Source organism: Pseudomonas sp. 5Ae-yellow (assembly GCF_014077575.1).
Classification (GTDB): domain Bacteria; phylum Pseudomonadota; class Gammaproteobacteria; order Pseudomonadales; family Pseudomonadaceae; genus Halopseudomonas; species Halopseudomonas neustonica.
On the sequence record NZ_JACGWE010000010.1, the window covers coordinates 85289 to 111966 of the forward strand.

General features: G+C 57.9%; 23 protein-coding genes. 13 read left to right on the top strand and 10 right to left on the bottom strand.

Features of this window, described 5'->3' with window-relative positions:
* Window positions 1–98: 98 nt before the first annotated feature.
* Complete coding sequence (locus tag H4J77_RS08695) at window positions 99–1019, bottom strand: SPFH domain-containing protein (RefSeq protein ID WP_123889397.1); 921 nt, start codon at window positions 1017–1019, stop codon at window positions 99–101.
* Window positions 1020–1041: 22 nt separating this feature from the next.
* Complete coding sequence (locus H4J77_RS08700; protein ID WP_123889398.1) at window positions 1042–1509, bottom strand: NfeD family protein; 468 nt, start codon at window positions 1507–1509, stop codon at window positions 1042–1044.
* Between the two features lie 156 nt (window positions 1510–1665).
* Here H4J77_RS08700 and H4J77_RS08705 point away from each other — a divergent pair, with 156 nt between their 5' ends.
* The 5 genes from H4J77_RS08705 to H4J77_RS08725 all read left to right on the top strand — a co-directional run bounded on the left by H4J77_RS08705 (window position 1666) and on the right by H4J77_RS08725 (window position 5944).
* Window positions 1666–2733, top strand: coding sequence for a transporter substrate-binding domain-containing protein (locus H4J77_RS08705; RefSeq protein ID WP_123889399.1), 1068 nt, complete (start codon window positions 1666–1668; stop codon window positions 2731–2733).
* 278 nt (window positions 2734–3011) lie between these two features.
* On the top strand, window positions 3012–3959 hold the full coding sequence (locus H4J77_RS08710) for a triacylglycerol lipase (RefSeq protein WP_182247898.1): 948 nt from the start codon (window positions 3012–3014) through the stop codon (window positions 3957–3959).
* Window positions 3960–4024: 65 nt separating this feature from the next.
* The gene (locus H4J77_RS08715) at window positions 4025–5014 is read left to right on the top strand and encodes a lipase secretion chaperone (protein WP_182247899.1); all 990 of its coding nucleotides are present in this window, start codon (window positions 4025–4027) and stop codon (window positions 5012–5014) included.
* Window positions 5015–5073: 59 nt separating this feature from the next.
* The gene (locus tag H4J77_RS08720) at window positions 5074–5289 is read left to right on the top strand and encodes a hypothetical protein (protein WP_182247900.1); all 216 of its coding nucleotides are present in this window, start codon (window positions 5074–5076) and stop codon (window positions 5287–5289) included.
* A complete protein-coding gene (locus H4J77_RS08725; RefSeq protein WP_182247901.1) occupies window positions 5282–5944 on the top strand; it encodes a DUF3047 domain-containing protein in 663 nt (220 codons plus the stop codon). The genes H4J77_RS08720 and H4J77_RS08725 overlap by 8 nt, the downstream gene beginning before the upstream one ends.
* Here the strand turns inward: H4J77_RS08725 and H4J77_RS08730 are convergent.
* The 3 genes from H4J77_RS08730 to H4J77_RS08740 are packed head-to-tail and all read right to left on the bottom strand — an operon-like array spanning window position 5919 to window position 9079.
* Window positions 5919–6233, bottom strand: coding sequence for a YdbL family protein (locus H4J77_RS08730; RefSeq protein ID WP_235869692.1), 315 nt, complete (start codon window positions 6231–6233; stop codon window positions 5919–5921). The genes H4J77_RS08725 and H4J77_RS08730 overlap by 26 nt on opposite strands.
* Before the next feature lie 57 nt (window positions 6234–6290).
* The gene (locus H4J77_RS08735; RefSeq protein ID WP_182247902.1) at window positions 6291–6482 is read right to left on the bottom strand and encodes a YnbE family lipoprotein; all 192 of its coding nucleotides are present in this window, start codon (window positions 6480–6482) and stop codon (window positions 6291–6293) included.
* Window positions 6483–6484: 2 nt separating this feature from the next.
* Complete coding sequence (locus H4J77_RS08740; protein WP_182247904.1) at window positions 6485–9079, bottom strand: YdbH domain-containing protein; 2595 nt, start codon at window positions 9077–9079, stop codon at window positions 6485–6487.
* Window positions 9080–9303: 224 nt separating this feature from the next.
* On the opposite strand from H4J77_RS08740, the gene H4J77_RS08745 reads away from it, so the two are divergent.
* Entirely contained in the window at window positions 9304–9678 is a 375-nt protein-coding gene (locus H4J77_RS08745) for a DUF805 domain-containing protein (protein WP_235869691.1), read from the top strand.
* A 106-nt stretch (window positions 9679–9784) separates the two neighbouring features.
* Window positions 9785–11221 carry a phospholipase D-like domain-containing protein gene (locus H4J77_RS08750; RefSeq protein ID WP_182247906.1) on the top strand — a complete coding sequence of 479 codons (1437 nt, stop codon included), beginning with the start codon at window positions 9785–9787 and terminating at the stop codon, window positions 11219–11221.
* A 22-nt stretch (window positions 11222–11243) separates the two neighbouring features.
* Here H4J77_RS08750 and gabT read toward each other — a convergent pair whose 3' ends face one another.
* The 3 genes from gabT to H4J77_RS08765 form a co-directional block, all read right to left on the bottom strand.
* Window positions 11244–12518 carry a 4-aminobutyrate--2-oxoglutarate transaminase gene (gene gabT / locus H4J77_RS08755; protein ID WP_182247908.1) on the bottom strand — a complete coding sequence of 425 codons (1275 nt, stop codon included), beginning with the start codon at window positions 12516–12518 and terminating at the stop codon, window positions 11244–11246.
* A 58-nt stretch (window positions 12519–12576) separates the two neighbouring features.
* On the bottom strand, window positions 12577–14037 hold the full coding sequence (gene gabD / locus H4J77_RS08760) for an NADP-dependent succinate-semialdehyde dehydrogenase (RefSeq protein WP_182247910.1): 1461 nt from the start codon (window positions 14035–14037) through the stop codon (window positions 12577–12579).
* Window positions 14038–14240: 203 nt separating this feature from the next.
* Complete coding sequence (locus tag H4J77_RS08765; RefSeq protein WP_218565749.1) at window positions 14241–14708, bottom strand: MarR family winged helix-turn-helix transcriptional regulator; 468 nt, start codon at window positions 14706–14708, stop codon at window positions 14241–14243.
* Window positions 14709–15058: 350 nt separating this feature from the next.
* On the opposite strand from H4J77_RS08765, the gene H4J77_RS08770 reads away from it, so the two are divergent.
* Window positions 15059–17128, top strand: coding sequence for a TonB-dependent receptor (locus H4J77_RS08770; protein ID WP_182247912.1), 2070 nt, complete (start codon window positions 15059–15061; stop codon window positions 17126–17128).
* 137 nt (window positions 17129–17265) lie between these two features.
* Here the strand turns inward: H4J77_RS08770 and H4J77_RS08775 are convergent, their stop codons facing one another.
* On the bottom strand, window positions 17266–18450 hold the full coding sequence (locus tag H4J77_RS08775; RefSeq protein WP_182247914.1) for an MFS transporter: 1185 nt from the start codon (window positions 18448–18450) through the stop codon (window positions 17266–17268).
* A 140-nt stretch (window positions 18451–18590) separates the two neighbouring features.
* Window positions 18591–20090 (bottom strand): aldehyde dehydrogenase, encoded by a 1500-nt coding sequence (locus H4J77_RS08780; protein ID WP_182247916.1) that lies wholly within the window; start codon window positions 20088–20090, stop codon window positions 18591–18593.
* Between the two features lie 263 nt (window positions 20091–20353).
* On the opposite strand from H4J77_RS08780, the gene H4J77_RS08785 reads away from it, so the two are divergent.
* The 5 genes from H4J77_RS08785 (at window position 20354) to H4J77_RS08805 (ending at window position 26632) form a co-directional block, all read left to right on the top strand.
* The gene (locus tag H4J77_RS08785; RefSeq protein ID WP_182247959.1) at window positions 20354–21685 is read left to right on the top strand and encodes an aspartate aminotransferase family protein; all 1332 of its coding nucleotides are present in this window, start codon (window positions 20354–20356) and stop codon (window positions 21683–21685) included.
* Between the two features lie 70 nt (window positions 21686–21755).
* The gene (locus H4J77_RS08790; RefSeq protein WP_123889414.1) at window positions 21756–23249 is read left to right on the top strand and encodes a CoA-acylating methylmalonate-semialdehyde dehydrogenase; all 1494 of its coding nucleotides are present in this window, start codon (window positions 21756–21758) and stop codon (window positions 23247–23249) included.
* 57 nt (window positions 23250–23306) lie between these two features.
* Entirely contained in the window at window positions 23307–23681 is a 375-nt protein-coding gene (locus H4J77_RS08795) for a cupin domain-containing protein (RefSeq protein WP_182247918.1), read from the top strand.
* Between the two features lie 79 nt (window positions 23682–23760).
* Window positions 23761–24516 (top strand): ABC transporter substrate-binding protein, encoded by a 756-nt coding sequence (locus H4J77_RS08800; protein ID WP_182247920.1) that lies wholly within the window; start codon window positions 23761–23763, stop codon window positions 24514–24516.
* A 208-nt stretch (window positions 24517–24724) separates the two neighbouring features.
* The gene (locus tag H4J77_RS08805) at window positions 24725–26632 is read left to right on the top strand and encodes a beta-ketoacyl synthase (protein ID WP_182247961.1); all 1908 of its coding nucleotides are present in this window, start codon (window positions 24725–24727) and stop codon (window positions 26630–26632) included.
* Window positions 26633–26678 lie beyond the last annotated feature (46 nt).

Below are 26678 nucleotides of genomic sequence, written 5' to 3' on the forward strand. Positions count from 1 at the left end.
ACGACGAGATGGCCAGCTCGCTTACACAAGAACGGCTCCCGCAGGAGCCGTTCTTGTGTAGCTTGTAGCTTGTAGCTTGTAGCTTGTAGCCAGAAAGCTTACTTCTTGGCCACTTCCAGCGTCTTGGTGATCGCCGCTACCGCTGAACCAATATTGCTCAACTCTGCCGGCAGGATCATGGTGTTGTTGGTCTGAGCCAGCTTACCGAATTCCTTGACGTATTGTTCAGCCACGCGCAGCGATACGGCCTCCTGGCCGCCCTCAGTATTGATCGCTTCAGCAACGCGGCGCAGGCCCTCGGCGGTAGCCGTGGCGATCAGTTCGATCTCTCGGGCCTTACCTTCAGCTTCGTTAATCTGGCGCTGCTTGTCAGCTTCAGACAGGTTGATGGTTTCCTGCTTCTGACCTTCAGATACATTGATCTTGGCTTCGCGTTCACCTTCAGACTGAGCCACGACCGCGCGACGTTCACGCTCTGCACGCATCTGTTTTTCCAGCGCATCAAGGATGGTTGCTGGCAGTTCGATGTCTGCAATCTCGTAACGCAGAACTTTAACGCCCCACGGCTTGGCCGCTTCATCCAGCGCCTGAACTACCTGAACGTTGATGGTTTCGCGCTCTTCAAAGGTCTTGTCCAGATCGATCTTACCCACGACCGAACGCAGTGTGGTCTGCGCCAACTGCATGGAGGCGTAGCGGTAATCGTTGATACCGTAACTGGCCAGCTTGGGGTCAACTACCTGCAGATACAGTACGCCATCAACCACGACCTGAATATTGTCGCGGGTCACACAGGCCTGGCTAGGCACATCAATCGCTTCTTCTTTCAGCGTGTGCTTGTAGGAAACACGATCAACGAACGGAATCAGCAAGTGAAAGCCCGCTTCCAGCGTTTTTGCATACTTACCGAGTCGCTCAACGATAAACGCAGAACGTTGCGGTACGATACGCGCTGTCTTGGCCAGGGTAACAATGACCAGGACAAGAAACGCGAGTGAGAGAATAGTAGCCATTTCCATGTTTTAAAGCTCCGTGGGGTGATTAAGATTTTTCAGGTCGCTGAGCGCTGACCTGCAACACGATACCGCTATGGTTCAATACCCATGCCGTGTCTCCGGCCTTGAGTGACTCATTTGATTCTGCATCCCATTTGGCGCCGTTAAGCTGCACATGACCGATGCCATCAATAAAATCGGTCAGCACGGCAACACGCACGCCCAACAATCCAGCGTCATCCTGATCACGCGCAGCCAGATCAACCTCGCTACCACGCAACCAGCGGTTGAAATGCCGGCGCAGGTACCAAAGCGCGACAACGCTGATCAATGCAAAGAGCACTAACTGATAGGGCAGAGAATCAATCACGCCGAACAGCGTGAGTAGTCCGACTACCAGTGCGCCAATACCAAAGAACACCGCCACCATTGCGGGAATGAAAAATTCTGACAGCAACAGGGCCAGGCCCAGCAACAACCAGAACGCGTAACTCGTCAAATATACAGTCAACATTAGCCTTCCCTGTGTGCAGGGCCTCCTGTACTGCGGCCTGATGGAGAGTACCAGATTACCTTGGCAAATACCCTGCCAGCGTCACCACCGCAACAGACAGTCCTGCTACAGCGAATCAGCTTTGCTAAGCTGTTCACAAACTAAAGGGAGTTACTCATGCCTCAGTGCTTTATTCGGTTATTTCTTTTCGTCGTATTAGCGTTCAGCGCCAGCCTCACTTCAGCCAAAACACTGCAAGTGGGTATTACGGAAGTACCTCCCTTCGTGATGCAGACCGAACGCGGCGAGTGGGAAGGCATCAGTATTGACCTGTGGCGCGCCGTAGCACGAGAGCAGAACATTGAGTATGAGTGGGTTCCTTTATCGTTTTCCGAACTACTCAGCCAAGTAGAAAGCGGCAAAATAGATGTGGCGGTGGGTGCGCTAACCATGACCGCTGACCGCGAAGCGGCGTTTGACTTCAGCCATCCGTTCTACCAGACCGGGTTGGCCATTGGCGTACCGCGCACCCCAAAGCATGGCATTCTGCAAAGCCTCAAGGCACTCTTCAGCTGGGAGTTTCTCAGTGTCATAGTCGCGCTCGGCCTGCTGCTGTTTGCTGTGGGCATCATTCTCTGGGTCTGCGAGCGGCGAGCTAATCCTGAGCAGTTTGGCGGTAAGGCCAGCGAAGGTATCGGCGCCAGCTTCTGGTGGGCGGCAGTGACCATGACCACTGTCGGCTATGGCGACAAAGCGCCTGTCACTCTGGCGGGTAGGCTGGTGGCGCTGGTATGGATGTTCGCAGGACTGATCATGGTCGCCAGCTTTACCGCCGCGATCACAACCTCGCTGACGGTCAGCAACCTGCAGTATCAGATTGGCGGCCCGCAAGACCTGCCCGGCAGCACCGTAGCGACCATTCCCGATACTGCAAGTGCGCGCTACCTGGAAGACAATCGCGTGGTGCGGCGCGAGTACACCAACCTCACCGATGCCATGCAATCTGTCGTGGATGGCAATACCGACGCCGTCGTATATGACCGACCCCTGATGCAGTTTCGCAATCAACAACTGGGCGATCAGCGGCTGGATCTGGTACCCGGCGTTTTTGAGCAGCAACTCTATGCGCTTGCGCTGCCCTCAGGCAGCCCGTTGCGCGAGTCCGTTAGCGAAGAAATACTGCGTATAACCGAGTCGGACGAATGGCGCTCAATCCAGGCAAATTACCTTAGCGAAACCAATTAAAGAAAGAGATCACCGGAAAACCGGCTTTCCGGTGATCGGCTCACTGCAGCCACCAATTTCGACAAGAAGTGAACTGCAGTTCATCGGATTTCTCCGGTGAATGACAGCGGCGCAGAGCCAGTGACTGAACAGTCATAATCTGCCGACCATAGCGCCGCATAAATGCCCGCCCAAAAACCTTCATAAGCGTCTCAGCGCTGACTATTCTCAGAGACCTCAGGCAAAGATCTGAGTGTCTCAAGACGATACAAACAAAAACAAACACAAGGGATTTCGTCATGTCGAATAAAACCCGACTGAGTGTCGCCTGCGGCCTGATAGCCGCATTGGGTGTCAGCACCCAGGCTCAGGCTTTCTGGTTCAGCTCTTCGCAATACACCAAGACCAAGTACCCCATCGTATTGGCCCACGGCATGCTGGGCTTCGACAGCCTGCTGGGTGTCGATTACTGGTACGGTATTCCCGCCGCGCTGCGCAAGGATGGCGCCACTGTCTACACCACCGAGGTCAGCCAGCTCGACACCTCCGAAGCCCGGGGTGAGCAGCTGCTGGCGCAGGTTGAAGAGATTGTCGCCATCAGCGGCAAGCAGAAGGTCAACCTGGTCGGTCATAGCCACGGCGGCCCCACCGCGCGCTACGTCGCTGCAGTACGTCCTGACCTGGTCGCCTCGGTCACCAGCGTAGGTGCACCGCACAAAGGCTCTGCCACAGCTGACTTCCTGCGCCAGATTCCAGAGGGCTCTACCGGTGAGGCGATAGTGGCCGGGCTGACCAATGCCCTGGGTGGCTTTATCAACCTGCTTTCCGGCAGCAGCTCCATGACCCCGCAAAATGCGCTGGGCTCCCTGGAGTCACTCAACTCCGCAGGCGCCGCAAACTTCAACGCACGCTTCCCTGCTGGCATCCCCACCAGCGCCTGTGGTGAAGGCGCCTACAAGGTCAATGGCGTGCGCTACTACTCATGGGGAGGCACAAGCCCGCTGACCAATATGCTCGACGTCTCTGACCTGATCACTGGCGCAGCCTCGCTGACCTTCAATGGCGAAGCCAACGATGGCTTGGTCGGACGCTGCAGTTCGCACATGGGCATGGTTATCCGTGATAACTATCGAATGAACCATCTGGATGAGGTCAATCAGTTTCTGGGCCTCACCAGCCTGTTCGAGACCGACCCGGTCACCGTTTATCGACAACAGGCGAACCGGCTAAAAAACGCCGGCTTGTGAGACAGTCCGCGCGATCACTAAAGGTGTGATCGCGCGGCGACCAGACCAGGTAACAGAGTTAACCCATGAAATTGATCATTTATCTGCCACTACTGGCTGGCGCACTGCTGCTCGGTTGGCAGTTGCTGGCCGAAGATCCCCTTATTGCCAGCGACAAAACACTGACAACAGCGGCGTCCACAGCGACCACTGCGCCGCTGCCGCAAGGCTTGATAACAGAGTCCAACAAGAGCGCAGCCCAGCCAATGCCCAGCTCCCTGCGCGGCACCGAGGTTGACGGCCAATTACAGGTCGATGCACACGGCAACCTGGTCATCAGCGACCAGCTGCGCCATCTATTTGATTACTACTTAAGCGCCGCTGGCGAAGAACGACCCGAGCAGACAAAAGGGCGCGTGCGTCAGCAACTGACTCGGCAACTGGACGAGCCGGCACGCAGTCAGGCACTGGCCATCTTCCAGCAGTATCTGGACTATTTGCATGCGGTCGCAGTATTGGAGCAGGACTTCCCGGTACTTGATGACCTCAACGCACTTTGGGCCCGCGAAGAAGCCGTTCAGCGTCTGCGCGCCAGCCTGTTCAGCGCTGAAGTACATCGCGCTTTTTTTGCCAGTGAAGAGGTGTACAACCGCTTCACGCTTGAACGGCTGGCGATAAATCGCAACCCGGATCTCACCCCATCGCAACGCGCCGACGACATTGAGGCGCTGCGGGAAAACCTGCCGAGCGAGATGCAGCAACTCCTGGTGCCGCAACTGCACCAGGAATTACGTCGGCAAACCCAAGCACTGAACGCAGGCAATGCCGACCCGCAAGCGCTGCGCGAACTAAGGCTCAACCTGGTGGGCACCGAGGCTACCGCTCGGCTTGAGACCCTGGACCAGCAACGTGCCGACTGGCAGCAACGAGTCGAACGCTTCAACCGCGAGCGCACCAGTATCCTGCAGCAACCCGGCCTGGCAGAGCAGGACAAGCAAGCCGCTATCGAAGCACTGCTGCAGCAAGGCTTTGCGCCCAACGAGCGGCTACGCCTATCGGGCCAGGGTAAAGGTTAGAGTCTGCGCACGTTAGCTGCCATACTCGGAGCTCAATACGCCCGAACCAGGAGGCAGCCATGCGCGCCGACGAGTTTCTTAAAAAGCACGGTCTGGATCAGGAAGAAGACAAGGATATCAGTCTGCGAGGTCAAGCCCTCGAGCGAGCGCTACACCCCGGTCGCCCGCACGCCGGGACGCCCCACGACTGGGAGGACTGGGAACGCTATCAGGCCGAAGAAAAAGCTAAAGCCGCACAGAGCAAAGCAGAGCTCAACAAGAAAGCAGATGACTAACGCCGCCAGATACGGGCTGATGCTACTGGGCGTGCTACTGCCATTGAGCACTCAGGCCAAGCCCGCTTATGCGCCAGAGGATATACTCGGCTGGTCAGCCAAGACCTTTGCGAAACCAACGCACTATGCGCTGGACACCAGCGCTTCCCCGCTAAGGTTACAGGCCGATTGCCGCAACGGCGAAGCCAGCGCGCTGTTTATCGAGCACCCCGTAGACCTGCGTGAAACACCGATTCTTAGCTGGTCATGGGCGGTGAGCGGCGTGTATTCAGGCCTGGATGAAACCAGCAAAGCCGGGGACGACTACCCGGTTCGCGTGTACGTAGTTAAAGATGGCGGGCTACTGCCGTGGCGCACATTCGCCGTGAACTACGTGTGGTCCAGCAGCCAACCGCAAGGCAGCCACTGGTCCAATGCGTTTACCGCAAACGCGCAGATGCTGGCGGTCCGCAGTGGCGCACCAGAGCATCCCGGGGAGCTGGTGTCTGAGCAGCGTAATGTGCGCGAAGACTTCAAGCGACTGCACGGCCAAGACCTGCAGCAAGTTGATGGTATTGCCTTGATGACCGACTGCGATAACGCCGGCCAGCCGGTTACCGGCTGGTACGGCGCCATTGAGTGGTTACCCGCTACTTCTGCACCCAGCCGCCATTAACCTGAATGTACTGACCTGACGGCGTGCGCTCGATCGCCTTCTGCCCGGCGATGGTTTCCACATCGCTGAGCGAAATCCCATTGCTCTTGGCCACGCGCTGGTACTCTTCCTTACGCGCAGCATTGATCTGCCGCGCCACTTCAGCGGCATTGCCACCACTGCTTACTACGCCCAGATACCCATTGGGCTGCTCACCAAGCTGACCGGCCTGCTTGGCTGCCGGCAAAGCTGTCATGGCTTCATTCAAGCTCAAGGCCCATGCTGCGCTGCTACCCAAGAAAAATAGCATGCACAATGTAAAAAGCGTTTTCTTGCCCATCGTCATAGTCCCTCTGCCAATGCGTGCTTAAAACAGCCCGCTGGATTCGTTGAACACTTCGTCCAATTGTTTATCTACCTTGATGTAAATCTCATGCTCGATCTTTACGTTCAGGTTGATATTAATTGGCTCGCTAGGAGCGGCCAGCTGCACCGTGGGACCCGCACAGGCCACCAACAGCAAACTCGACGCTCCAATCAACAACCCTCGCCAATGCATAGCTACTCCTTGTTGGGCTGCAGACGCTGCTTGAGCAGACGCTCCTGTACCCGTTGCTCGATGATATCGCTAACCTGACTGCTGAGCTGCAGACTGGTCAGCAGCGCCGGGATATTTTCCTCAAGATTTACGTTGAGGTTCACCTGACGCCCCTGCTGAAAATTCGGGTTACTGCCCTGTAGATTCAAGCCTAACTGCAGGGTGCCGTCCTCGGCATAATCCACCTGACTGCTAAGCACAGTGTAGTGAAAGTTATCCAGCGCTCCCGCCAACTGCCGCATACCGGCATTACTTTGCGCCAAACGCTGCAGCTTGTCGGACTGATAACGCAGCACACCACCTGGCTCGCGTGCAGCTACCGCACCCGCATCAATCATCAGCTCGCCGTCGCGCAACACCGCCGGCAAACGGCCATCCAGTGTGCCACGGCCGCTTAAACCCTCTGTAGGGTAGACTGCAAACAGGGTGTCCAGTTCAAGCCCCCGGATATCAAATGCCAGCCGTTGCTCTGGCGCCGCGAAATCCAACTCGCCTGGCTCGGCATTGACTTGCCCACCGAGCAGCTGCAACTGCAGCTGGTTGAGCTGCAAGCGCCCACTCATAGGATAGTCGACCTGCGCCGAGTAGCTCCCACCGGCCGTCAAAGGCCCCATTTCCAGTCCCGGATTCAGGCTCTCAAGAGTCAATGCAGAGGTGCTTAACTGCACCGCACCGCCTTGCATTTTGAACGCGACCGGCATGGTCAACCCACTGAAGGCGCTGCGATCATAAATACCCTTGACGCCCGACAAGCCGATTTCGCCCTGCACGCTGCTCCCGGAAATACTGCCGGACGCACTCAGCGATGCGTTGAGCTGACCACTGGACAGGCTCAGCAGCGGCGGCCACGCTACCAGCGTCTCAGCCAAGGGGTTGGCCGCGCGGAAGAATATCGGTTGCAGCGTAGCTTTGGCTTGCCAAGGGGTTGTCGCCGGCAGCTTGAAGTCAGTGTCCAGCGCGAGCTCGGCCGCATTGCGCACGCTACCCTGCCATGTCAGAGCGCCTTCGGTATAACGCCAATGCCCGTTGATACGCCAGGGCTGAAGCTTCAACTGGGGCTGGTGCAGTTGACCGATAATTCCGCTCAGCTGGCTTCCCACAGAGGGCCCGCTCGACTCCTGCCAATGCTGCGCGTAATTCAATTCTTTCAGCTGCATGCTCGCCTTGCGCAACCCAAGATCAGCCGCGCTCAACTGCAGCTCGGACCACGCCAAGGTGGTAGTGGATGCTGCTTGTAGCTGCACCCCTTGGCGATCCAGGGTGCCGCTCATCGGTGCCGCCAGATGCAGGTCACGCAGCCGCACATCCTGCTGTTGCCAACGGGCCAGCTGGAGATCAAGCACACTATCCAGCAGCTGTAACTGCCAATCCTGCTGCTGCGCCGATGGCAACAACAAGGCCATATCACCGGCCAATTGTGCATTCAGCCCCTTAGCACCTGACAGACCCAATACGCCGTGAAATGGCACCCTCTCCCCGGCCGCCAGCGCGATGCCAGACGCAGGAGACACCTGCAACTGCAGTTGCTCTGGCTGCAGGTCGCCGGGCAGCGCAAGGTTATCGGTCAACTGTAATCGTGCCAGCGTCAGTTGCGCATCACTCTGCAACACCTGCCAGCGGCCCTGATCTGCGCTTAGTGTTAGCACAAGCTCACCGCTCAGATCACCCCAGCCGGCCAGCGACAGGGGTTCTGGCAGAGCAAGCCGGGCGTCCAAAGCAACGCGACCGGCCAGCCAATCGACCCAGTCGACAGGCGCTTGCAAGGCGTGCATATCCCAATCCAGTGCGAGCTGTGCGCCCGGCGGGAACTGGCTGACGGGCAGACTGCCGAGCGTTACCCAATTGCCGAGATACTCATACAGCCCTGTGGTCTCTGGCCAGTCAGGTACCTGCAGGCTACCGCGCCACTGGTCACGCCCTAGCCAGTGTGACTCGATCTGCGCGACCACCTGCTGATTGATCAGCAGATCGCCCTGCAGCTGCAGCTGTTCGCCATCAGCCTGCACCTGCTGCTTTAACAGAAATAAATGCTCACCTGCCTGCAGCACAAGCTCGGCGCTGGCCTGCACTGGTTGTCCGCTAGCCAAATCTACCGCGGGGCGCTGCACCTGCAACGACCCGCCCAGCTCACAGAGTCCCGCTTGGCAAGGCAGTTCTACGCGCAGCACATCCACAGCAACCTGATCGGGTAACCAGTTGAGCAACTGCAGCCACAGCTCTGGGGCAGCCAGGCCGGTGCCCACCGCGCTAGCGCCAGCGGACGAGTCAGCGCGCGCTTTTAGGCTGAGTTGCAAGCTCGACACCTGCACCGCGCGCAACCGCGGACCATCTCGCCAACCTGGCACGAGATGCAGCTGTTCCACTGCCACCTGTCCTGTCGGTATAGCAAAGCTAATTTGCCCAAACTGCACGCCGCCGCGCTGCCAGCCAAGCTCTTGCCAACGCAGATCGTGCACGCCGGCATCGGTCAGCGCGCGCTGCGCCCAAAAGCAAGCGAGCGTCAGCGCCAACAGGGATAACAGCAGAAAAACGAATAGCACGCCGAGCGTTTTGCGCATGGCAGGTCTCATAACCGGGAGCAGATCACAGGTTAACACGCAAAAACGTCACCACGGTTGACCTGGCAAGGACAGTACCAACTATAATCCGTCCTCCCGGCTGTCGAGCGCCTCGATAAACCGTATAGAAAGGAACTACAGACAGGACGTCAAACGGAGAGCAATTTCCGGGCGTTCAGGCGTATTTTGTAGTCCGAACACTAAATCAAAGGAAAGAAAGTTTCATGAGTCCTATGAACTGGTACCTAGATGTTCTCAAGAACTATGCTGTCTTCCAAGGCCGCGCTCGCCGTAGCGAATTCTGGTATTTCACCCTGTTTCACTTCATTGCCATCGTAGTCCTCTCGGTTATCGACGGTGTGCTGGGAATAGCGTTGCTGTCCAGCATTTACGTTCTGGCTACGCTGATTCCGTCCTTGGCCGTTGCCGTGCGCCGCTTTCACGACACGGGTCGTAGTGGTTGGTGGGTATTGATTGCGCTGATCCCCTTTGTTGGCTCAATCATCTACCTGGTATTGATGTGCTTTGAAGGCGAGCCACAAGCAAACGCCTATGGCCCTAACCCCAAGGGTGAGACTGCAGGCCCCGTAGCCTCCTAAGTCTCAGGCCGGGCACGCAAACTAAGTGTCCGGCTGCCGTTTTCCTTGCGTATCCCCGCTGTAAGCCCCAGGCTATATTTCTCTTCAGCCACAACTTATTGCCATTATGTTCAGGTCTCGCCCGTTCAGCCGCCGCTACCCAGCGTTACTGCTTCTTGCCGTCGCATTGAGCGCCACACTCAGTTCCTGCCAAAGCATGCCGGAAGGCTTGTCCGTCACGGGCCCAGTGCGCTCCGCCGAGCGACTGGAAATACTGCGTGATCAGACCTATCAGAACGCGCAAGGCACCGATCTGGTAGACCAGGAAATATTCGATGAAGCGTTTCGTCTTATCGCTCAGGCGCGAAGATTGGTGGTTGTCGATATGTTCCTGTTCAACGCGTTCGCGGGTGAAGACAGCTACCGCCCGCTGTCCGACCAACTGACCAAGGCGTTAATCAGCGCCAAGCAACGTCATCCTGATATGCCGGTAGTCATGATTACCGACCCCTTCAATACTCTCTATGGCGGCCTGCGCGCACCCGAGCTGGAACAGCTGCGCGCTGCCGGCGTCGATGTTGTGCTCACCGACATAGACCGACTGCCTGCTTCAAACCCGGCCTGGACCGGTATCTGGCAATTGTGCTGCAGCTATCTAGGCAACAACACTGAGGGTGGCTGGTTACCTAACCCGGTCGGTCCGGGCAAAATTACCCTGCGCAGTTATCTGCATCTGGCCAACTTCCGCGCCAACCACCGCAAAACCCTGATCGTCGACAACGGCGACGACTGGCGCGCGCTGGTGACCTCGGCCAACCCCCACGACGCGAGTAGCCGCCACCACAACAGTGCCATTGTCTTCAGCGGCGCAGCGGCGCTGGATTTGTTGCAAACAGAGCGCGCCGCCGCACTGGTCTCGGGGTATACCGCAGCCGAAGACTGGCCAACCGCCCCCGATGCAGCCGGTAATCCAGATCTGCCACACATTCAGATACTGACCGAAGGCGCCATTGAGCGCTCACTGCTGGAACTGGTAGCGTCAGCGCAATCAGGCGACCAGCTGGACATGGAGATGTTCTATCTGTCCTCACGCCCGGTCATTGAGGCGCTGATCGACGCGCAAGCGCGCGGCGTGCAGGTGCGTGCCATTCTCGATGCCAACAGAGATGCCTTTGGTCGTGAGAAAAATGGTATCCCAAACCGGCAGGCTGCCTGGGACCTGCATGAGCAAGGCGTCGCCGTGCGCTGGTGCGCAACCACTGGCGAGCAGTGCCATCGTAAATGGATTCGGCTGGAGCGCAGCCAGGGGATAACCGAGGTGATCAGTGGGTCGGCCAACTTTACTCGCCGTAACCTGCATGATCTGAATCTGGAAACCAGCGTACGGCTTACTACCCAAGCTGATAACCCGGAGATAGTTGCCATGCGCGCGGGCTTTGAAAAGGCCTGGAGAAACAGCGATGGCGGCATTCACAGCCTGCCCTACAGCGCCTTTGCTGATAATAGCTATTGGCGTTACGGGCTCTATCGCTTTATGGAAGCCAGCGGCCTGTCTACCTTCTGACAGACCGCTGATCAGTCGTAAGCTAGCTCAGCTCAGCAAAGCAGTCAGCGATGATATCCATACCCGCCTGCACTTCCACATCGGTGGCGGTCAGTGGCACCAGGATACGGATAACGTTGCCGTACTGTCCGCAGGACAAAAGAATCAATCCCTTCTCGCGAGCCTTGACCACCAACTGAGCGGTTAGCTCGGCGTGCGGGCCACCATCACTGGTAAAGAGTTCGCAGGCCACCATGGCGCCCAGCCCGCGTACGTCACCAATGCGCTTGTCGGTCGCGGCGATATCTCGCAAACGCCCACTGATCAGTTCGCCCAGGGTACGGCTGCGGGCCAGCAGATTCTCTTCTTCAAAGACCTCGAGTACCGCCAGTGCGGCGGCACAGGCCAACGGATTACCCGCATAGGTGCCGCCCAGGCCACCCGGTGCGATGGCATCCATTGCCTCGGCACGACCACAGACACCCGCTACCGGGAAGCCACCAGCAATGGATTTAGCGAAGGTAGTCAGATCTGCCACCACGCCCATTTGCTCCATCGCAAAAAAGCTGCCGGTACGTCCGGCGCCAGTTTGCACCTCATCTGCGACCAAAAGGATACCGTGCAGATCGCATAGCGCACGCAGCTTGGTCATGAATGCCTGACTGGCAACATAGAAACCACCTTCGCCCTGGACCGGCTCGATCACGATCGCGGCGATATCCTGCGGCTGGGCATCGTTCTTGAAAATACGCTCAATGCTCGCAATCGCGTCGTCATCGCTAACGCCATGCAGCGGGCAGGGAAACAGCGCGCGATAAACGCCGCCCGGCATCAACCCCATACCTGCCGAGTAGGGCGCCACCTTGCCGGTCATCGAGAGCGTCATCATGGTGCGGCCGTGGTAGGCGCCGGTGAAGGCAATCACGCCCGCCCGACCGGTCGCCGCGCGGGCAATCTTCACCGCATTTTCCAGCGCTTCCGATCCCGTGGTCACCAATAGCGTCTTCTTCACGAAGTCGCCGGGCACCAGCTCGTTAAGCTTCTCGCACAGTTCGATGTAGGGCTCATACGCCAGCACCTGAAAGCAGGTATGCGTGAATTGCTCCATCTGTCGCTTCACCGCATCCATGATCTTGGGGTGACGGTGCCCGGTATTCAACACGGCTATGCCACCGGCAAAATCGATATACTGCCGGCCTTCCACATCCCACACAGTGGCGTTTTCGGCCCGTTGAACAACCAACGGATGAATCTGGCTCACTCCGCGGGCAACTGCAGCATTGCGTCTCTGCATCAAGGACTCATTCGTCTTGCTCATAACTGCCTCGCACTCATAAATGGGAGTCAGGCTCCCGTGAAGTCGAAACTAGAGCGGCTCAGATGCCGCCCAGACACAAATACTTGATCTCAACGTATTCCTCGATGCCGTACTTGGAGCCCTCACGGCCGAGACCGGATGACTTCATGCCGCCAAAGGGCGCTACCTCGGTAGAGATCAGCCCGGTATTGATGCCCACCATGCCGTACTCCAGTCGCTCCGCCACACGGAATACCCGGCTCAGATCGCGCGCATAGAAGTAAGCAGCGAGGCCAAACTCGGTATCGTTGGCCTGACGTACCACGTCCGCTTCATCGCTGAAGCGGAACAACGGCGCCAGCGGGCCGAAGGTTTCCTCACGGGCAACCAGCATGCTGCTGTCGACGTTGGTGATAATGGTCGGTTCAAAAAAGTTGCCGCCCAGCGCATGCGGCTTACCACCGGCCAGGATCTCAGCGCCCTTGCCAATAGCGTCAGCCAGATGCCGCTGCACCTTGTCTACCGCATTACCATCAATCAGGGGCCCGGTGGTCACACCAGCCTCGCTACCATTACCCACTTTGAGCTGAGCAACTGCAGCCGCCAACTTCTCAGCAAAAGCATCGTAGACCGAATCCTGCACATAGATGCGATTGGCACAGACGCAGGTCTGACCGGCATTGCGGTACTTTGAAATCATCGCGCCTTCAACGGCGGCGTCCAGGTCAGCATCATCAAAGACGATAAAGGGCGCGTTACCACCCAACTCCAGCGATAGTTTTTTCAGGCTGGGTGCACACTGCTCCATCAGCTTGATGCCCACGCCGGTCGAGCCGGTAAACGACAGTTTGCGCACAATAGGGTTGCTGCACAGCTCACCGCCCACGTCGCGTGAGGCGTCTACATCGGCGGTAATGACACTGAACAGGCCGGCAGGCAGGCCAGCCTGTTCAGCCAGCAAAGCCAATGCCAGCGCAGAGAAAGGCGTCTGCGGTGCCGGCTTCAGCACCATAGCGCAGCCAGCTGCCAGCGCCGGGCCGGCCTTACGAGTAATCATTGCAGCAGGGAAGTTCCAGGGCGTAATCGCAGCAGTGACACCAACCGGCTCTTTTTGCACGAGAATGCGCTTGTCCGCCTGATGGCCTGGGATGACATCGCCATAGATGCGCTTGGCTTCTTCACCAAACCACTCCAGAAAAGAGGCAGCATAGGCGACTTCACCTCGGGCTTCGGTCAGCGGTTTGCCCTGCTCAGCGGTCATGATGCGCGCCAGATCCTCTTGATGCTGCAGCATCAGCTCGAACCATTTGCGCAGCACCTGCGCGCGTTCTTTGGCCGTGCGCTCACGCCAAGCCTGTTGCGCCTGCTGCGCGGCTTCAATAGCGCGTCGCGTCTCCGCCGCCCCCATATTCGGCACACTGCCCAAACGCTCGCCATTGGCCGGATTGAATATCTCGGTTCGAGCACCGCTGTCGGCCTCGCACCAGCTACCATTAACAAAGGCTTGTTGGCGAAAAAGCTCGGGGCAGTGTAGTTCCATTTAATAAGTCCTCATCTAGAGCGAAAATCGAGCATGCGTAACGCATTTAAAACATCGATGTTTGAAATTTCAAACATGCTATGCGCAGCGCTGCGATCAGGCAATACCCCGGATGAGAAAAAACAGCGAGAAGGGAATAAAGCAATACAGAAGGATACGGTCAGGTGAACGGCCTGCAAGAAAGCAGGCCGAGAACACCAGGATCAGGCCGCCGTTTCGCCCTCGAAGAGCTCGGTAGGCGTACTTTGACCGTCCTCCAACAGACCTGCCACACGCTGCAAACTGGCCAACAACATAAGTTGCTCCCAATCAGCGAGTTTGCCAAAACGATCAAGGAAAGGCGACGGCAGCAGTGCAGGCTCAGCCTGAATCACAGCCACGCCTTTTTCACTGAGTGCCAAGTGGACTTTGCGCTTGTCACTTTTACTACGAATACGCTGCAGCAACTCGCGATTTTCCAGCCGGTCGATGATGGTGCTCAAGGTCGCTTGCGACACGCTGACCTGTTTAGCCAAGTCACCCAGAGTACTTTCACCCATCGCCTTGATACTGTGCAGGATCAACAGCTGAATAGGTGTTAGCCCGCTGTGGCGACCAAGTCGTTTGGCGTGAATCTCACTGGCTCGCTGTAAACGGCGCAGCGCCAGATATAAATCGTGCATCATGTGCATAAAAAACTCCCGGCCAGCGCCGTAAAAACAGGCAGCATTTTGACACAAAGCCTAAATATTACAGTAGTAACTAGATGCATTTTCTGCAAAGCCGCTGCACGCCGCTTTAGCGGCAATTAAAGACAAAAAAGCATCGCAATATCGTAGATTATTACACGTATTTTATTTTTACTTCAAAGTAATTATCTTGCCAGTGAAAATTCTTTACTGGTTGTTGCGCATTTTTCTAAAGAATTAACCATGCGGTATGCGCGGTCTTTCCCGCTACTGACACAAGCAACACACTGCTAGACTGCAGCCACAGAACATCGCTTCGCTCCTACAATCGCCTTAACCAAAAGCGAAATCACATGACCCATCGCACCGCCACCGTCGCCGCTATTCTGGCCACGCTCGCCGGCCACGTCAGCGCTGCTGAGAGCAGCCTGAAGCTACCCACCCAGACCATACTTGGCACAGATCCAGCGGCAGCCAACGACCGATTGCCGTCCGCCAGCAGTCATATCGACAGCGATCAGATTAGCCCTTACAGCCTGGGTGCCAATCTCTCCGAGTCGCTGCAACGCTCGCCTGGCATACTCGCGCTGAATCGTCAGAACTACGCGCAAGACGTGCAGATATCCTCTCGCGGCTTCGGCGCGCGCGCCCAGTTCGGCGTGCGTGGCGTGCGCTTGATTCAGGATGGCATTCCGCTGACCATGCCGGACGGCCAAGGCCAGCCAGCGCTCTTTGACCTCGACGGCATGCAATACTTCGATGTGCTGCGTGGTCCGCTGAGCGCCCTTTATGGCAATGCGTCAGGCGGAATCATTCAGGGCTTCACCGAGGCAGCTCCGCTACATCCAACACTCGACAGCCGCAGCGCCATTGGTAGCGACAACCTCTGGCGTTCACGCTTGAAGTACGGCGGCCAGCATGGCGACCTCAGCATCAACGCCAACGTGTCCCGACTGGAAACCGATGGCTATCGCGATCACAGTAAAGCGCAGCGCGACATGGCCAATTTGCGCCTGGGCTGGGACATCGACGATGCCTCCAGTCTGACGCTGCTGCTCAATAGTCTTGATCAGCCTGAGACACAGGACCCGTTAGGGCTTACAGAAGAATCTTTGAAAGAAGATCGACGTCAGCCTGGAGGAGCCGCAGTAGCGTTCGATACACGAAAATCCGTCCAGCACGAGCAGATTGGCCTCAATTATCAGCGGCGCCTAACCAATGACGACCAACTTACAGTGATGATTTACGGCGGCCAAAGGGATGTACAACAGTACCTTGGGTTCACCGGCGGAGGGTCGTCGCAGGGAGGTGGCGTAATCGAACTAGACCGAAAGTTCGGCGGTGGTGAGCTGGGGTGGCAACGTCAGACCGAATTGTTCAACCTGCCAGTAGAGCTGGCCGCAGGTCTGACTTACGGCTACCAAGGAGAGGGTCGCAAGGGCTTCGCCAACAACGGCGACGACAAGGGCGATCTTAAACGTGACGAGTTCAACCGGGTCGACAGCAAAGAAGCCTATCTGATCAGCACTTGGGCGTTGACCAACCAATGGAGCCTAACCGCTGGCTTTAGACACAGCCGGGTAGAGTTTGAGTCTGAAGACGATTTCCTCAGCGATGGGAGTGATGACAGCGGTAGCGTTGATTACCAACAAACCACACCAGCGCTGGGCATCAGCTATCAATGGAGCCCAGCTCTCACTTTATATGCTGCGGCCGGACAAGGCTTTGAAACGCCGACCTTCCAGGAACTCGCCTACCGCCCTAGCGGAAGCGGTTTGAATTTCGACCTGCAGCCCAGCGAGTCGCGCAATGCCGAGGCCGGTTTAAAATTTCGCCACGGCAATACCCGATTAGATGCCGCGGTATTTTATACACGTGTCGAAGATGAAATCGTCACTGGCGCGCTCCAAGACAACGTAGGCCGCTCTACTTATGCAAACGCGGGACAGTCAAACCGACAAGGCTTGGAATTCGCCTTAGAACAACGCCTTGCCTACGGTTTTAATGCTTATTTAGCGTACACCTACCTGGAAGCTAAGTTCGACGAGTATATCCATAGCGATGGTCAAGATTATTCCGGTAATTACCTGCCCGGCGTACCGCGCCACAGCCTTTACGCCGAGCTGGAGTGGGCACCATCAAACGGCTTTAGCACCGCATTGGAAGCGCAAAGCCTGAGCCAGCGTTACGCCACCGATGACAACCAGTCCAAAGCGCCTGGCTATGCCGTTTTCAACTGGCGCGCCGGCTACCGACAGGAACTGGGCAGTTGGGCCCTGGAGCCTTTTGCGCGCATCGACAACCTGGCCGACAAGCAGTACATAGGCTCACTGATCGTCAACGGGGCAGTGTCTCGTTACTACGAGCCAGCACCGGAGCGGAACTGGTTGGTGGGCGTTGGTTTGCAGTATCGCTGGGACTGATCGTCCCGCGATACCGACCCTTGTTTCAATCAAGGCTCCGCAATCGGCCAGGTACCGCGCAACATCGAGCGGCGCCTGGCAGCAGGTCTGGTTAGCCGGATGCGCTTCCCTTGCGTCCGCTGCCCACCCAAAAAGGGCTAATCGGCCCGACGGGGCAACGTATCCTGCTCCAGCCCCGCCTGATCCACCGCCACTGCAGCAAAAGCGCCGCGCCGCCAGGCGAGTACCACAAACACCAAGGCGGCAATAGCCATCATCATGGGCAAAGCATGAGTATTGAGCCACTGACTGGCCGCGCCAGTAGCGACTGGCCCGAGCAGGCAGCCTAGCCCCCAGAGCATGGCGATATGGGCGTTGGCGCGCACCAGAGCATCGTCACGAAAGCGCTGACCCACCAGAATTATCGATAAGGTATACAGACCACCAGCGCTCGACCCAAAGAGCACCAGCACCGGCCAGATCAACACTGTATGCAGCACAAAAGGCATTGCCAGGCTACTCAGCAGCAAGATCACACCACAGAATTTAAACAGCGCCGTGCGCGAGAACTTATCAGCCAACCAGCCAATCGGCACCTGCAATATGGCATCACCCACGACCACAGTACTGACCATTATCAGCGCCAGCTGCTGGGCGAATCCCTCGCGAATCAAATAGACCGGCAGCAGCGTTAGCGTCATGGTTTCAAAGCCAGCGAACAACACCATGGCCCAGGCAATCGCTGGCATGCTGCGAACAAACTGACGAAGGCCACGTCCGGCGCCAGCGGCGGCATCAACCACCGGGGCACCAGATACGCAGAACAGCAGGCCGACGCCGCCAACCAGCAACGCTGTCGCCAGCCAGAAACCGCCATCACCTTCAGTACCGATAAAACCAAGCAGCAGCGGACCGCACAATTGACTAAGCGCGAACGCGCTGCCGTATACCGCAACCAGCCGTCCACGCAGACGATCGACTACCAATTGATTGATCCAGCTTTCGCCGATCACGAAGGTGACGGTCAATGAGATACCCAGCACCAGACGCAACAACAGCCAGACCGCATAGCTCGGCCAAACCGCCAGCAGCACGACAGAGACCGCACTGCAGGCCATAACCAGGCGCAGGGCATTCTCCGAGCCGAGTTGCCCCGCCAGCCGTCCGGTGAGTTTCGCGCCCAACACAATACCGACTGCCGGCATACCCGCCATAACACCAATGGCAAAGGTGCTGTAACCCCATTCGTGCAGACGCAAGGAAACCAGCGGCAAGGTAACGCCAAGCGCCAGCCCGACAATTACCACTGCCGCCGTTACGATGCCGTAGGCCTTCCAATTCATAAATGAGTCCGAAAAAAACAAAAAACGACGGCCAGCCGCACACCCAAGAGCAAAAACTGACCGCCGCATCTAGCTTCTAGCTTCTAGCTTGCGACTTGTAGCTTGTGGCTTGTGGCTCGAGATTTGCCGCTTGCCGCTACTTAAAGCTTGATCCAGGTCGACTTCAGCTCGGTGTACTTATCAAAGGCGTGCAGCGACTTGTCGCGGCCGTTACCCGACTGTTTGAAACCACCGAAGGGCGCCGTCATGTCGCCGCCATCGTACTGATTGACCCATACGCTGCCGGCACGCAATGCCCGGGCGGCGCGATGCGCCTTGGAAAGATCCGCCGTCCAGACCGCTGCCGCCAGACCATAGATGGTGTCGTTGGCAATACTCATCGCCTCATCAAAGTCAGTGAAGCTAATCACCGACAGTACCGGCCCAAAGATTTCTTCGCGGGCGATGCGCATACTGTTTTTTACATCGGCAAAAATAGTCGGCTCAACAAACAGACCGCCGGTTTCTTCCATCACCCGGTTGCCGCCCATAACCAGTTTGGCGCCGTCCTCGCGACCGGCTTCGATATAGCGCAGCACGGTCTCGATTTGGGTCGTGTCCACCAAGGCGCCAACAGCGGTATTGGGGTCCAGCGGATGGCCCGGTGCCCAGTTGGCTTTCAGCGCAGCAGCGACCTTCTCGACAAAGGCATCCTTGATTGACGCCTCTACCAGCAAACGCGAACCGGCGGTACAGACTTCGCCCTGATTAAAGGCAATTGCGCTGGCAGCGGCCTCTGCTGCGGCATCCAGGTCCGGCGCGTCAGCGAAGACCACATTCGGGCTCTTGCCACCGGCCTCCAGCCAAACGCGCTTCATGTTGGATTCACCGGCGTAAATCATCAGCTGCTTGGCCACGCGCGTTGAGCCGGTAAAGACGATGGTATCAACATCCATATGCAGCGCCAGCGCCTTGCCCACGGTATGACCATAGCCCGGCAAGACGTTAAGCACGCCTGCCGGAATACCGGCTTCGAGCGCCAGCGCGGCGATACGGATGGCCGTCAGCGGGGATTTCTCGGAGGGCTTGAGTATCACCGAGTTGCCAGTGGCCAAGGCCGGGCCGAGTTTCCAGCTCGCCATCAGCAGCGGAAAATTCCAGGGCACAATAGCCGCCACCACGCCGATCGGCTCGCGGGTAATCAAGCCCAGCTCATCGTGCGCAGTGGGTGCAACTTCGTCATATACCTTATCGATCGCCTCAGCGGACCAACGAATCGAGTTAGCCGCGCCGGGAATGTCCACGGTCGTCGAGTCACCAATCGGCTTGCCCATATCGAGGGTTTCCAGCAGCGCCAGCTCTTCACAGTGCTGGTCGAGCAGATTGGCAAAACGCTGCATCACCCTCTTGCGCTTGGCTGGCGCCTGACGCGACCAGACACCGCTGTCAAACACGGCACGGGCGTTGGCGACAGCCTGATCGGCGTCGGCCTGATCACAACTGGCAACCTGCGCCAACACGCGGCCATCGATCGGCGATACACACTCAAACGTCTCGCCGCTGGCGGCGCCTTGATACTGGCCGGCAACAAACGCCTGCCCCTGAATCTGCAGGGCGGCAGCGCGCTGCTCCCAATCCTGACGGCTTAAAGATGCTGACATGACAGTGACCTCTGTGAAGAACACCACACTTGGGTGTCCGAAAAAATGGACGGGCAATGTCGGCCACAGTAATAAGGCACGATTTAAAATTCAATATATTTGACACGAAACCCATCAGATACCGGCCAATTTCTTTTAATACCCCCTTTTTCGTTTGTTATTTTTGACATAGACTTTGCCCAAGTTACGACTTACATCGCCACCAAAGGCTGCCCGCACCCACCATGTCCAACGGCACCCGCCAGGAAGGTCACATGAACAGCATGCAACAACCCCCGTCTGCCCAGCAGGATCTCAGTCTCGATCCGTTCTGGATGCCTTTTACCGCCAATAGACAGTTCAAGGCACGTCCGCGTCTGCTGACCAGCGCCGAGGGCATGTTCTATACCGACGTGGAAGGCCGTCAGGTAATCGATGGCACATCTGGCCTCTGGTGCTGCAACGCTGGCCATGGCCGTCGCGAGATCGCTGAGGCGGTGAGCAAACAAATCCATACCATGGACTATGCTCCCACTTTCCAGATGGGCCATCCGCTGCCATTCCAACTGGCCGAACGACTGGTCGAGCTGGCACCTGCTGGCCTGGATCGGGTGTTCTACACCAACTCCGGATCAGAGTCGGTCGATACCGCGCTAAAAATTGCCCTCGCCTACCAACGCGCTATTGGCCAAGGCACCCGTACCCGCCTGATCGGCCGTGAGCTGGGCTACCACGGCGTTGGCTTCGGCGGCATTTCAGTCGGCGGCATGGTCAATAACCGCAAGGCTTTCGGCGCATTGATACCCGGTGTCGATCACCTGCCGCACACCCTGGACCTGGAACGCAACGCCTTCACCCAAGGGCTACCGCAGTTTGGCATGGAGCGCGCGGATGCACTCGAAGCGCTGGTTACCTTGCACGGCGCAGAAAATATCGCCGCGGTAATCGTCGAGCCGATGTCAGGCTCTGCCGGGGTGATATTGCCACCCAAGGGCTACCTGAAGCGGCTGCGTGAGATCACTACCAAACATGGCATCCTGCTGATTTTTGACGAAGTGATCACCGGCTATGGCCGTGTCGGCGCACCCTTTGCTGCGCAGCGCTGGGATGTCACGCCCGACATCATGACTACTGCCAAGGGTCTGACCAACGGCGCCATCCCCATGGGTGCGGTCTTTGTCAGCAATGCCATTCACGACGCCTTCATGCAGGGCCCGCCGGGTGCCATTGAGTTTTTCCACGGCTACACCTACTCCGGTCACCCAGTCGCCGCTGCGGCGGCAATGGCAACGCTGGACATCTACGCCCGTGACGGTCTGTTGACCCGCGCTGCCGAACTGGAGAGCTACTGGGCCGAATTGCTCCATGGCCTCAAAGACCTGCCCAACGTGATCGATATTCGTAATACCGGTCTGGTCGGCGCCATCCACTTGTCAAGCCGCGAGGGTGCGCCGGGTGCGCGTGGTTATGAAGTATTCGATAGCTGCTTCTGGCACGGCGCAATGATTCGCTGCACCGGTGACATTCTGGCCATGTCACCGCCGCTGATCGCAGAAAAGCAGGATCTGGACCGTCTGATCGAGATTGTCAGCAAGGTCATCAAGCAGACCGCCTGACCCCTTATTCCCCTTATTTAATCGCCCGGCTAACGGCCGGGCATTCACTTACAACTTCTGGTGACTTTCAATGACACTGCAATTGACCCATTACATCAACGGCCAGCGCAGCGCTGCCAGCGCGCGCACCCAGGCCACCTTTGACCCCGCTACCGGGCAACAACGCGGCGAAGTCTCGCTTGCCAGCGCCAGCGAAGTAGAACACGCCATTGCCAATGCCAAGGCGGCCTTCCCCGCCTGGGCTGCTACCACGCCGCTAAACCGCGCGCGCGTGCTGTTCAAATACAAGGCTCTGCTCGAAGCCCACGCCGACGAGCTGGCCGAACTGATCACCCGCGAGCACGGCAAGGTATTCGATGACGCCAAGGGCGAGCTCACGCGCGGCATCGAAGTGGTCGAGTTTGCCTGTGGCATCCCGCACCTGCTCAAAGGTGAACACAGCGAACAGGTTGGTGGTGGCGTCGATGCATGGTCACTGAACCAGGCGCTCGGTGTGGTTGCCGGTATTGCGCCGTTCAACTTTCCGGCTATGGTCCCCATGTGGATGTTCCCCATCGCCATCGCCTGCGGCAACACCTTCATCATGAAGCCGTCCGAGAAAGACCCGAGCGTCCCTATGCGTCTGGCCGAGCTACTGACCGAAGCGGGACTGCCGAACGGCGTATTCAACGTGGTCAACGGTGACAAGGAAGCGGTCGACGTACTGCTGACGCACCCCGACGTACAAGCCGTCAGCTTCGTTGGCTCCACGCCAATCGCTGAATACATTTATGCCACTGGCTGTGCCCATGGCAAGCGCGTACAAGCACTGGGCGGCGCCAAGAACCATATGGTGGTCATGCCCGATGCGGACATCAACCAGACAGTAAACGCACTCATGGGTGCCGCCTACGGTAGCGCCGGCGAGCGTTGCATGGCCATCTCCGTCGCGGTCGCGGTCGGTGATGTCGGCGACAAGCTGATTGCCGCGCTGGAGCCCAAGATCAGAGAGCTGAAAATCGGCAACGGTATGGATGCCGGTATGGAAATGGGTCCGCTGGTATCTGCCGCGCACCGCGACAAGGTCAAGGGCTATGTCGACCAAGGTGTCGCCGAAGGCGCAAAATTGGTGGTTGATGGTCGCGATGCAGTGGTCGCAGGTCACGAGCAGGGCTACTTCATCGGTGGCTGCCTGTTCGACAATGTCACCGCCGACATGGTGATCTACCAGGAAGAGATTTTTGGCCCGGTTCTGTGCGTTGTCCGCGTACCCGATTACGCCAGCGCAGTAAAACTGATCAACGACCACGAGTTTGGCAACGGCACCGCCATCTTCACCCGTGACGGTGACTGCGCTCGCCAGTTCTGCAATGAAATTCAGGTAGGCATGGTCGGCGTCAATGTGCCGATCCCGGTTCCTATGGCCTTCCACAGCTTCGGCGGCTGGAAGCGCTCACTGTTTGGTCCTCTGCACATGCACGGCCCAGATGGCGTGCGCTTCTACACCAAGCGCAAAGCCATTACCTCACGCTGGCCAACCGGCATTCGCGCAGACGCCGAATTCGCCATGCCCACCATGAAGTAAATAAAACGCCCCGGCCATAGCGCCGGGGCTTTTCATTGCCAGACCGGAACCCGATAAATGACGATCAACAGCATCATCGATTTCGCCACCGCCGACACCACGGCAGAACACTACCGTCCAGATGCAGCCAAAGTACTCAAAGGCGACCCAGCGCAGAATGTGCGCAATCATTACAGCAGCCCGGACCAGCAGTTTTCTGCGGGCGTATGGGAATGTGAACCAGGGCAATGGCAGGTCAGTTACAGCGAGCACGAGTACTGTGAAATCCTTGCCGGCGAATCCATCCTGCATGACGATCAAGGCGGTAGCCGCACCGTGCGTACCGGTGATCGCTTCGTGATACCCGCCGGTTTTTCCGGTACCTGGGAGGCGGTGTCGCCGACCCGCAAGGTGTACGTCATTTTTGAACCAGCCAGCAGCGACAACGCATAGCAGCTGGCCATAGGCCGCAGTTGACGCCAAGGCTACAAGCTTCTAGCTTGAAAGGTGCGACTCGCTGCGGGATTGACCCTTGATACGCTCATTATTGTGCCTTTGCCTGACCGCGCTGCTGACGCTACAAAGTCAGCAGCTGATGGCAGCAGAACCCCCAGTGGAATTCGGTTTGGCCGACTTTCCGCCCTATTTCTATGTCGATGAACAAGGCGAGCCCGCAGGCGCGGTTCGCACCCTCGCCGACGCTTTGTTCGCCGAAGCAGGGCTAAGCTACCATCTGCGCGATTATCCACCAGCTAGGCTGTATAACCGCCTCAAGAGTGGCGATACGCAGATCACCATGGCTGCCAAAGACCACCCTGAGTTCAGCGCATTCGCCTTGCAGGGCAAGCTCCCCTTGCTTAGCCTCAAACTCAACGTCTATCGGCACGTGGAAGCTCCGCCGATCCGCAACCTGCGCGACCTGGCTGGCCATAGCGTGATACTGATCGGCGCCTATACCTATGGCGCACTCAGCCAAGCGCTGCAAGACCCACAGCTAGGGGTAACCCTGACGCGAGCAGCAACCCATCAGTCCGCACTGCAAATGCTGCTGCACCGCCGGGCTGAATACCTGATCAACTATTCAGACCCCATGACCCTGCCGATGCGGACCGTCCCGCAAGGGCAAATAGTGGTAGAACCCTTGTCCCGGATCGAAGTCTATCTCTTCGTATCCAAGGCAACAGCACAGGCAGAAGCACTGCGCGATCAACTAGACGACGCCCTACTGAGACTCAGAGAGAGCGGCGAGCTGCGGCGCATACTGGATGCTGCCCAATACGCCAACTAGCCCGCACGGAACCAGCAATTACAAAAACACTGTGGTCTGAACGTGACCAAGCAGTTACAGTTTTCGTCATCATTTGACATCAGAAAATCAAATATACCGTTCCGAACGCCGGAGACTGCCTGTTCATCTGTGCTCACCGCCCGATGCGACCGCTCCGATTCCGTTCAGCCCACCCGAGGCACAGGGACACAGTGAGGAGTCTTGCGTGATGTCGCGTTTACCGGTCATTGTCGGCTTTGGCGGATACAACGCCGCCGGCCGAAGCTCATCCCACCACGGTTTCCGCCGGATGGTGATCGAATCACTGCCCGCCGCCGAGCGCCAGCAGACGCTAGTAGGTCTGGCCGTGCTGATGAAGCTGGTCCGGGTTGAAAACGAGCAGTATCTGGACGCCGACGACCAGCCTATCAACGAGGCCGACATCGAACAACGCTTTGGTCAGCAGATACTCGACGGCACCCTGGTGCGCCGGATTGAAAAACGCCACCTGGATGTAGACGCCGCCCACTGGCAAAAGAACCTGACCATTACCGGCGAGGCAGGCAAGCCCTTCTCCTTTATCACCTTGAGCAAGCAGCTCCCCGAACCGCTGCCAAGCGACTGGGCGGTAGAAGCACTGAACGATACCGACGTCATGGTCACCGTTTATGACGGCTGCGACATCAAGGTCGACAGCTACCGCTCACTCCCGGTGAAATCCGCCGGCCAACTGCCCAGTGGCATGGAGCCGGGTGAACTCTATGCCTCGCGCTTCCATCCACGCGGTTTGCAACTGACCATAGTCGCTGCTACCGATGCCCTTCGCTCGGTGGGCATTGAGTGGCAAACCATCGCCGATGCAGTCGAGCCCGATCAAGTCGCGGTATTTGCCAGCAGCGCCATGAGCCAGCTGGATGAAAACAGTTTTGGCGGCTTGATGCAGTCGCGCCTCAAAGGCAATCGCGTCAGTGCCAAGCAGTTGGCTCTGGGACTCAACAGCATGCCTGCCGACTTCATCAACGCTTATATCCTTGGTAGCGTCGGTACCACGGGCGCGATTACCGGCGCCTGTGCCAGCTTCCTGTATAACCTGCAGAAAGGCAGTGACATGATCACCAGCGGCCGCGCCCGCGTGGTGCTGGTCGGCAATGGCGAGGCGCCTATTACTCAGGAGTGCATCGAGGGCTACGGCGCCATGGGCGCATTAGCCACCGAAGACGGTCTGCGCCAGGTAGGCGGTCAGGAAGAGGTCGACTTCCGTCGCGCCAGCCGCCCGTTTAGTGCCAACTGCGGGTTCACTCTGGCCGAGTCCGGCCAATTCTTTGTACTGATGGACGATGCGTTGGCCATAGAACTCGGCGCCGACATTCACGGCGCCGTGCCCGATGTCTTCATCAATGCCGACGGTTTCAAGAAGTCCATCTCGGCCCCTGGTCCGGGCAACTACCTGACCATGGCCAAAGCCGTGCACAGCGCCATGCAGATCGTCGGTCCGGACGCCGTCAAGGAACGCAGCTTTGTGCACGCACACGGCTCCAGCACCCCGGCCAACCGCACCACCGAGTCAGAAATTCTCGACCGCGTCGCCGATGCCTTTGGCATCAATAACTGGCCGGTTGCCGCAGCCAAGGCCTATGTCGGCCACTCGCTGGCCAGTGCCAGTGCCGACCAGTTGATGGCCACGCTCGGCAGCTTCCGCTATCAGATTATTCCCGGCATCAAGACCATCGATGCGGTTGCCGACGACGTGCATCAAACCCATCTGCAAATCAGCACCCAGGATGTCGATCGCCAGAGCAAGCCACTGGAAGTTGCCTTCATCAACTCCAAAGGTTTTGGTGGCAACAACGCCAGCGCCCTGGTGCTCGCGCCCAGCGTGGTAGAGCGCATGCTTGCCAAGCGCTATGGTGAAGCTGTGTTTGCCGATTACCGCGCCCGCCGGGAACAGACCCGCGCCAATGCCGCTGCCTACGAACAGCGTGCGCTCAAGGGCCAGCTCGATATCATCTATAACTTTGGCCAGGGCATGATCGACGAGCACGAGATTGTGATCAGCGATACGGACATTAGTATTCCGGGATTCAGTAAGAAATTGAGTTTCCGCAAGGATGAGCGGTTTAAGGATATGCTGGACTGAGGTTTAGTATTTGCGCTATCGGAGCCCTGGCCATTTTTGGCTGGGG

Bases quoted from the DNA above. Each gene is read 5' to 3' on its own strand.
- H4J77_RS08765 (WP_218565749.1), bottom strand. From the start codon at position 14,708: ATGCACATGATGCACGATTTATATCTGGCGCTGCGCCGTTTACAGCGA.
- H4J77_RS08725 (WP_182247901.1), top strand. From the start codon at position 5,282: ATGACTAACGCCGCCAGATACGGGCTGATGCTACTGGGCGTGCTACTG.
- H4J77_RS08730 (WP_235869692.1), bottom strand. From the start codon at position 6,233: ATGCTATTTTTCTTGGGTAGCAGCGCAGCATGGGCCTTGAGCTTGAAT.
- H4J77_RS08735 (WP_182247902.1), bottom strand. From the start codon at position 6,482: ATGCATTGGCGAGGGTTGTTGATTGGAGCGTCGAGTTTGCTGTTGGTG.
- H4J77_RS08750 (WP_182247906.1), top strand. From the start codon at position 9,785: ATGTTCAGGTCTCGCCCGTTCAGCCGCCGCTACCCAGCGTTACTGCTT.
- H4J77_RS08775 (WP_182247914.1), bottom strand. From the start codon at position 18,450: ATGAATTGGAAGGCCTACGGCATCGTAACGGCGGCAGTGGTAATTGTC.
- H4J77_RS08780 (WP_182247916.1), bottom strand. From the start codon at position 20,090: ATGTCAGCATCTTTAAGCCGTCAGGATTGGGAGCAGCGCGCTGCCGCC.
- H4J77_RS08770 (WP_182247912.1), top strand. From the start codon at position 15,059: ATGACCCATCGCACCGCCACCGTCGCCGCTATTCTGGCCACGCTCGCC.
- H4J77_RS08700 (WP_123889398.1), bottom strand. From the start codon at position 1,509: ATGTTGACTGTATATTTGACGAGTTACGCGTTCTGGTTGTTGCTGGGC.
- gabT (WP_182247908.1), bottom strand. From the start codon at position 12,518: ATGAGCAAGACGAATGAGTCCTTGATGCAGAGACGCAATGCTGCAGTT.
- gabD (WP_182247910.1), bottom strand. From the start codon at position 14,037: ATGGAACTACACTGCCCCGAGCTTTTTCGCCAACAAGCCTTTGTTAAT.
- H4J77_RS08720 (WP_182247900.1), top strand. From the start codon at position 5,074: ATGCGCGCCGACGAGTTTCTTAAAAAGCACGGTCTGGATCAGGAAGAA.
- H4J77_RS08715 (WP_182247899.1), top strand. From the start codon at position 4,025: ATGAAATTGATCATTTATCTGCCACTACTGGCTGGCGCACTGCTGCTC.
- H4J77_RS08745 (WP_235869691.1), top strand. From the start codon at position 9,304: ATGAGTCCTATGAACTGGTACCTAGATGTTCTCAAGAACTATGCTGTC.
- H4J77_RS08705 (WP_123889399.1), top strand. From the start codon at position 1,666: ATGCCTCAGTGCTTTATTCGGTTATTTCTTTTCGTCGTATTAGCGTTC.
- H4J77_RS08805 (WP_182247961.1), top strand. From the start codon at position 24,725: ATGTCGCGTTTACCGGTCATTGTCGGCTTTGGCGGATACAACGCCGCC.
- H4J77_RS08785 (WP_182247959.1), top strand. From the start codon at position 20,354: ATGCAACAACCCCCGTCTGCCCAGCAGGATCTCAGTCTCGATCCGTTC.
- H4J77_RS08795 (WP_182247918.1), top strand. From the start codon at position 23,307: ATGACGATCAACAGCATCATCGATTTCGCCACCGCCGACACCACGGCA.
- H4J77_RS08695 (WP_123889397.1), bottom strand. From the start codon at position 1,019: ATGGAAATGGCTACTATTCTCTCACTCGCGTTTCTTGTCCTGGTCATT.
- H4J77_RS08740 (WP_182247904.1), bottom strand. From the start codon at position 9,079: ATGCGCAAAACGCTCGGCGTGCTATTCGTTTTTCTGCTGTTATCCCTG.
- H4J77_RS08710 (WP_182247898.1), top strand. From the start codon at position 3,012: ATGTCGAATAAAACCCGACTGAGTGTCGCCTGCGGCCTGATAGCCGCA.
- H4J77_RS08790 (WP_123889414.1), top strand. From the start codon at position 21,756: ATGACACTGCAATTGACCCATTACATCAACGGCCAGCGCAGCGCTGCC.